Below are 6,534 nucleotides of genomic sequence, written 5' to 3' on the forward strand. Positions count from 1 at the left end.
GTACACCGGCGAACAACAAGCTGCGCATGGAAGACCTGCGGGGGCAGGAGCACCTCAAGCTCAGTACCGAGTATGGCGGCAAGAGTCAGCTGAATCTGGGGCATTTGGTGGATGCGAAGAAGCAGAAGCGCGGGGAAGGGTTTGAGCTAAGAACGGATGATTGGGGGAGTATTCGTGGGGGCAAGGGGTTGTTCATCAGTGCCGATGAACAACCGAAAGCCCAGGGCCAGGTGCTGGAAATGAGTCCGGCCCTCGAACGCCTACAACAGGCCGGCGAACAACTGCAAAAACTCTCGGTCGACGCCCAGGCCGCCAACGCCGATCCGGCGGACGTCAGCGCGCAACTGAACCTGCTGCGCCAGGACCTGGAGCAGCTCAAGGCCTCGGTCCTGCTGCTCAGCGCCCCGCAAGGCATTGCCCTCACCAGCGGCCAACACCTGCAACTGGCAGCGCAGGACAACCTGATGCTCAACGCTGGCGGCCAAGCCGATATCAGCGTGGTCAAGCGCCTGTTCATGGGTGTGGGCCAGGGCCTTAGCCTGTTCGTGCGCAAGCTGGGGATCAAGCTGATCGCCAATCAGGGCGCCGTAAAAATTCAGGCGCAGAACGATGGCATGGAACTGCTGGCTCGCCACGGGCTATCGATCACCAGCACCGAAGACGAAGTCCATATCACTGCGAAAAAGAAAATCACCCTCAATGGCGGCGGCAGCTACTACATCCTCGATGCGAGTGGCATCGAGTCGGGGACGGCGGGGGATCACAAGGCCAAGGCTGCGCATCACGAGTTCAAGGGGCCTGGCGAGCAGGTTCGGCAAATGCCGTCGCTATCTCAACGGTCTGAATACCCTGTCCAGTTCCTGGACCGTACGGATTTCTCTGGCTGATTCTTTCGCAAACCTGGAGCGACACACCATGGCAAAGCTGCTCGACTGGATTTTCGGACGCCTCTACGACTCAAGTACCCCCAGTGCCATGCCCCCGGTCTGGCCAACGCACGATACCCAGCCCATCCCCTCAACGACGGCTTCGAAAGCCGATCAATTGCCACCCTTGAAAAACTGGTGCCACCCGTTCAAAGACACGCGCGACCCGTTGCAGCAACTGACCCATCTGGCTAACGCCACCGCCGGCTTCTACCCTTTGGGCTGCAATGGCCTGTGGCACGGCGGTGTGCATTTCGATAGCGGCACCGCCGCGGGCCTGAAGCAGCAATCCGCCGTGCACTGCCTGGCCGACGGCGAAGTGGTGGCGTACCGCATCGACCGCGAATCGCCGAAGACCACTTACTACGCCCACAAATTGACCGTCCAGAAACCCTTTTCGCGCAACTTCGTGCTGGTGCGCCATCGCCTGCAGCCGCCGAAGCTCCCGAACAGCACCGATAAGCCGCCGAGCCTGATCTTCTACAGCCTGTACATGCACCTGGAGGATTGGGCGAAGTATGAGAAAAATTCGACCCTCGCGCGCCCTGGGTTCTGGCCCGAGAGCGAAGTGCATCGGGTCAAGGCATCGGCGAACGATCCCCACCCCGACGATCCTGAACAGCGCGGCCTGAACGTGTACTACCGCCCCTGGTCCGGCAAGGTCGCCGACTTCTTGCCCTGCGGCGCCGAGGTGATCATCAGTGACAAGGGCGATTACCGCCGCCTGGAAAACCGCCTGGGCCCGGCCAGCCTGAGCGAAGCCGACGGTTCGCTGCGCGGTTACCTCGCCTCCCGCTATCTGCATCCGTTGGTTGACGGCGAGCACCGCATCGAAACGAATGGCGATGCGCTCAAAGTGCGTTCCGAAGCGAGCCTGCACAACCAGGAAATCAGCAAATTGCCCAACGGCACGATCGTCACCGTCAGCGGTGAAGGTGAATTTCGCAAACTGGAACGGGTCAGGCAGTACGTCCAGTTCGCTTCGTTGCAAAGCGCAATGGAACCGCAGGCGACGGACCAGATCGTGGTGCTCGACACGCCCGTCGCCATCCAGGCCGGCGCGCTGATCGGCCATGTCGGCGATTATCACAGCGAAGGGGCCGAACGAGCGGAAAAAAAGCTGCACCTGGAAACGTTCAGCGAACAAGACGTGGAAGTCTTCATTACGGCCAGTCGCGCCTGGGCCCAGCGCCTGCCAGCCCGCGAACGCACCTGGCTGAAACTGGCCAAGGGCACCGCAGTGATGGCGCCTCTCGAGGGTGCGAACGTCACGCGCTGGCCAGTGCCGAGCGAGACTGACCCGCTGAGCGCCGCCGACCTGCTGATCCCCAAAAGCCTGCTTGAGAGCCTGCCGGCCGAGGACAGGATTGCCGTACCCGCCACCCCGGACCGAAGGGCCTTCAACTGGTACCACCTCAAGGACCTGCTGCACGACGCCGATGGCAACCCGCTCAACGGCTGGGTCCGCGAAGACGTGGGGCTCACACCCTGGGTCAGTCCCTGGGATTGGGTAGGCTACGAGGTCCTGCACGACTACGGCCGGCCCATCCACGCCATGGCCTCGTTCATGCGCGGCATGCGTCGCTTCAGCGAAGCGCAGCTGGAACGCTACCAGACTCTGGCTGACGACGAGGACCGGGGGCCGATCAGGAGCCGCTTGTTCGACATCATCGACCGCAACCGCGACGGCAAGATCACCGCCGAAGAACTGCAAGCGGCGCTCAGAGTACCCGCGCAGGCACAAGCCATCGCGCAGATGATCATCCGCAAGGAAAGCGAGTGGTTTCACCGGGCGCATGTCTGGGACGTGCTGGATGAAATGCTCGGGCATAGCGGCTCGACCCCGCACTTGAACTGGTTGGCGGAGAAGGAGCGGATCAAGGAAATAAGTTGGTGGGAAGAGGTGGCGGAGAAGGTGGGGTTGCCGTCGTGGGGGAAGGTTTATCACTTTCATCCGATTGGGCTGATTGCTAGTTTCTGTGCTGCTATCGATGAAGACGATTTGGGCTGGCTGATAGTCCCTTATGGTCAACTGACTTTCGATGCAGAGGGGAACGACATTGATGATGAACTACATCCATTGTCTAAATACTTCAGCCGGGTTGCTCATTGGCCAGGTGGCGTGTCTGGCGTAACAATTGGACGTGGTTACGATCTAGGGCAACGACCTAATCCTGGAAGAGATCTTAATGATGCCGGCGTTCAGGAGCCATTACGATCTTGGCTGATTGGTGCTAAAGGCCTACAGGGTGCCGCAGCGAGGGACTACATTGCCAATGCTTCGGACGAAATACGAAAACACCAAATTAACAGGTGGCAACAATATTGCTTGTTTTTGCTAGTTTACGATCATATGAAAAAAGAAGTGATTCGTATATCGAATTCAAATATTAATAAGGCTGATTATGGTGTGCTCCGTTGGGATGAGGTGAGTGGCAAAGTACAGGATATTGTAATTGATCTGATTTACAGAGGTGACTACACCACAAATTCAAGATCCTATATTCAAAAGCCTTTTGTAGATAACAATATTTGGGCGGTGAGGAGCATCATATCCAACCGGGTTTATTGGGGAGGTGTTCCTGATGATAGGTTTAAACGTCGTGCGGAGTATCTGTAGATGAATATATCAATTTTCCTTGTGTTACTAATTTGTGCGGTGAGTCTGGTTGAAGCTAAGGAGCATGACTATAAAAGAGTAATTATGGCTGGTACGGGAGATGTAGGAGAGCTGTTTGTACGATTTTTGCTTCTGTCGGGGGAGTCTTGCCTTATTGTTCAAAGCTTAGTTCCGGGAGGCGGTGGGGAGATATTAGGCGAGAAAGATATCTGCTCGATAGATGGAAAGAAAATTGCAGATGATTATGCAGCGGTGGATTTTAAAGTTGGAGCTTTTAAAGCTGGGAAACTTGTTTTTGAGGTTGGGGTTACACCGCTTCAGCCTATTGGTGAAATAGTAATGTCCTGCGAGATAATATTTTCAAATGGTTTGGCAGATCACCTCTCCTGTAAGGAGAAAGATTTCGTGCGTAAAGAGTTTTGTGCGGATTTCGAGAGGTAGTCGCAGTCTGAAACGGGTTCAGTTAAAGGGCGTTGGAAGCTACTTTGGTGGAGTGATGAAATTCTTAAAAAGTAAATTTTCTGTGTTAATGGTATTTCTGCTGATTAATTTGAGTGCGCAGAGTTGTGCAAGTATTGATGGCAATGCTGAAGTTTACAGTTCCAATTTGGCTGATGATTTTTTTTTGAGGTAAAGCTCGAGCGAGGTAAGTATTGGTTTCGAATTGTTGGCAGTGAGTGGGAGCTACTCAAAGAGGGCGTTCAGAGAACTGGGAGATCGAAGGAAGTCTTGTTTGTGGATGTCAATGATAATGATGTTAAGGATATATTTGTGAAGGTGTTCGAGGCAGGGCCAAATAGCGTGTACGCTTTATTTTTTTCTGAAATAAAAAGCGGCTTGATTTCCTTTGTTGAGCAGGATGAGTTATTTGGTTCTCCTTATGTCAATGAAAAAGGTCAGATGGTTAGTGTTAAGCGCGATGGACCCTTTTCGACGCTAGAGACGTACAAGGGCTATCAAGGGAGGTTTTATAAATTTGAGTTAAGGGAGCCCATAAACTCCGATTTGGATAGAGTGACTATTTATGATGAGGGTGGCATAGGAAAATTTTCGATTAAATTTCTTGGTGCAAGTATAGATGCTTTCGCCTGTATATCTGTTGAGCGTGTACATCTTTCAAGCACGCCTTCAGCTTCAAAAAAATCTCAACCATACCTGGTAAAGGGAGACGCCGTTTCAATACTTGATGTTCAGGGCGAAGGCGAATGGGTGAAGGTTCGTTACTCTGCGAAAAATATTTTTGAGGCATGGGTGCCGCAAAATTCGATAAAACTTAATGAGACGGGCCATTGTGAAAAAGAATAGGCATCGATGGGGTCAGAATTCCATTATTTTCTGCTCGTCAGGTAGTGTATTAACCTCTTTCGCCTCAGTATTATCGGGTGAAAGGTAATCATGCCTATCAGACTGGATAAAATCTCTCCTCCGGCCCCACGTCCCGCGCCCCCTCGTATCGGGTTCTGGGCATGTTTGTTGCCACTGCTTCTGTTGTTGGGCGTGGGGGAGTCCTTATTGTTCAGCGGTGAACCGTTGCATACGCAATCCATTGATGGCTGGCAGCGAGCATTGGGCTTACCGCTTCTCCTTTGGTGCGTACTGCTGTTCGGTCGGCTGCTCTTATACAACGGTCAATACGGCGCAGCCGAGGGCTGGGACGCGGCCCGCGATGAAGATCTGCGCCGCAAAATGCGCCGAGGTCGGCGCTCCCAGCAGGTGTTAAGCACGAGCCTGTTCACTGCCCTGCGAAGTCCGGGTGAAGAGGGGGCCATACAACTCGATGGCTTGCTGAGCAGGATAGAGGTACTGACGTCGCAACCAACCCGGTTGGATGAAGCCATCGTGCGTCATAGCCGCTTATCTGGCGCAAAGCATGAGGATTTGGAAAAGGTACTGCTCGGTATCTTCAGTCAGGTTCTCGCTGAACTGGCGCAAACGCTGACACATCTTCCGGACGAAAAGCCGTTGGCATTGTTGCTGGAGGTTGAGAGCGGACTGTCGCCGGGACAGTGGCGTCCGGCATGGCAACGGGCGTGGAACGCCTCCGGAATCCGACAGTCAGCGGTGCCCGTGGAGGGGCAAGGGTTAGTTGCATTGGACCAGTGGCTCGATCAGCGCATTGATGATCAGGCGCTACTGCTGGTGGTGGCATTGCAGTTTGCTCTGCTACAGCCTGAAGGCAAGGCAGAAGCGGCCGTAGGGCTACTGCTGGGCAACCGATTGACGCAAACCACTTTACCGCCAATCGCCTACCTTCACCGGCCGGAGCAGGCGCGAGCGCCCACTCCTGAGGCATTGATGTATGCCACTCGCCAAGCGCTGGATTGGGTGCCACTGGATGCCCAGTCGATTGAGCAGATCTGGCGGGCGGGAACTGCTGCGCAATACCAGACGGCAATAAGCACCGTTCTGGCTGAAGTGCCGATGCCGGTCAAGCACAACCAAGGCTTGATCGACCTGGATGCGTTGTTGGGACACCCCGGTACCACTTCACCATGGCTGGCAATCGCAGCCGCGACACAGGCCATTCAGCGCAGTGCTGGGCCGCAATTCATTTTCAGTGGTGACAGCGCCGTCGACGCGGGGCTGTGGAGTACGGTGCTGGTGCCCGTCCTGCCGCTTTCAACGAAGGAATCTTGAATGCAGTCTCGACGCTCTCCAAGGCCGGATTTACGGGGCGGCCTATTGATCCTGACCGGAGTGCTCCTCGAAATTCTGGTCTGGTATTTTCCTCAGTGGCTAGGAATGGGTTCTGGCAGTGACCGACAAAACACTTGGTTGTTGGCGATACCAGCGCTCACTTTTATCGCGCTGATAGGCCTGGGAGCCTACCGCCTTTTGTGGTGCCGTCTGGGATACTCGGTGCATCGCGCAGAGGCTGCGGATGATGTGCCCAAGCGAACGCGTTCGGATAGTCCGAAAGCCCCGAGCACCCATCAAGTTAGCGTGGCTCAGGTGTATCTTAATAAATACTACGGCCCCTTCTGGCGC

5 protein-coding genes and 1 pseudogene are annotated in these 6,534 nt (G+C 54.9%); all 6 read left to right on the top strand.

The features are described from left to right. On the top strand, window positions 1-887 hold an 887-nt coding region (locus PG5_RS23720; protein WP_052024728.1), incomplete at its 5' end, for a type VI secretion system Vgr family protein. A gap of 28 nt (window positions 888-915) precedes the next feature. Beyond that, window positions 916-3,546: a hypothetical protein gene (locus tag PG5_RS35025; protein WP_020799673.1), complete on the top strand. Its 2,631-nt coding sequence runs from the start codon at window positions 916-918 to the stop codon at window positions 3,544-3,546. Then, a complete protein-coding gene (locus PG5_RS23730; protein ID WP_042955691.1) occupies window positions 3,547-3,987 on the top strand; it encodes a hypothetical protein in 441 nt (146 codons plus the stop codon). 294 nt (window positions 3,988-4,281) lie between these two features. After that, entirely contained in the window at window positions 4,282-4,851 is a 570-nt protein-coding gene (locus PG5_RS23735; protein WP_042955693.1) for a hypothetical protein, read from the top strand. Window positions 4,852-5,019: 168 nt separating this feature from the next. Then, window positions 5,020-6,183: a hypothetical protein gene (locus PG5_RS23740; protein ID WP_256228730.1), complete on the top strand. Its 1,164-nt coding sequence runs from the start codon at window positions 5,020-5,022 to the stop codon at window positions 6,181-6,183. Next, a pseudogene (locus PG5_RS34615) lies at window positions 6,184-6,534 on the top strand (type VI secretion protein VasK); the annotation flags it as partial.

Origin of the sequence: Pseudomonas sp. G5(2012) (genome assembly GCF_000408945.1) — a bacterium.
Lineage (GTDB): Bacteria > Pseudomonadota > Gammaproteobacteria > Pseudomonadales > Pseudomonadaceae > Aquipseudomonas > Aquipseudomonas umsongensis.

What these genes read in the sequence shown, in the direction of transcription:
- PG5_RS35025 (WP_020799673.1), top strand. Translation starts at nt 916, where the DNA reads ATGGCAAAGCTGCTCGACTGGATTTTCGGACGCCTCTACGACTCAAGT.
- PG5_RS23730 (WP_042955691.1), top strand. Translation starts at nt 3,547, where the DNA reads ATGAATATATCAATTTTCCTTGTGTTACTAATTTGTGCGGTGAGTCTG.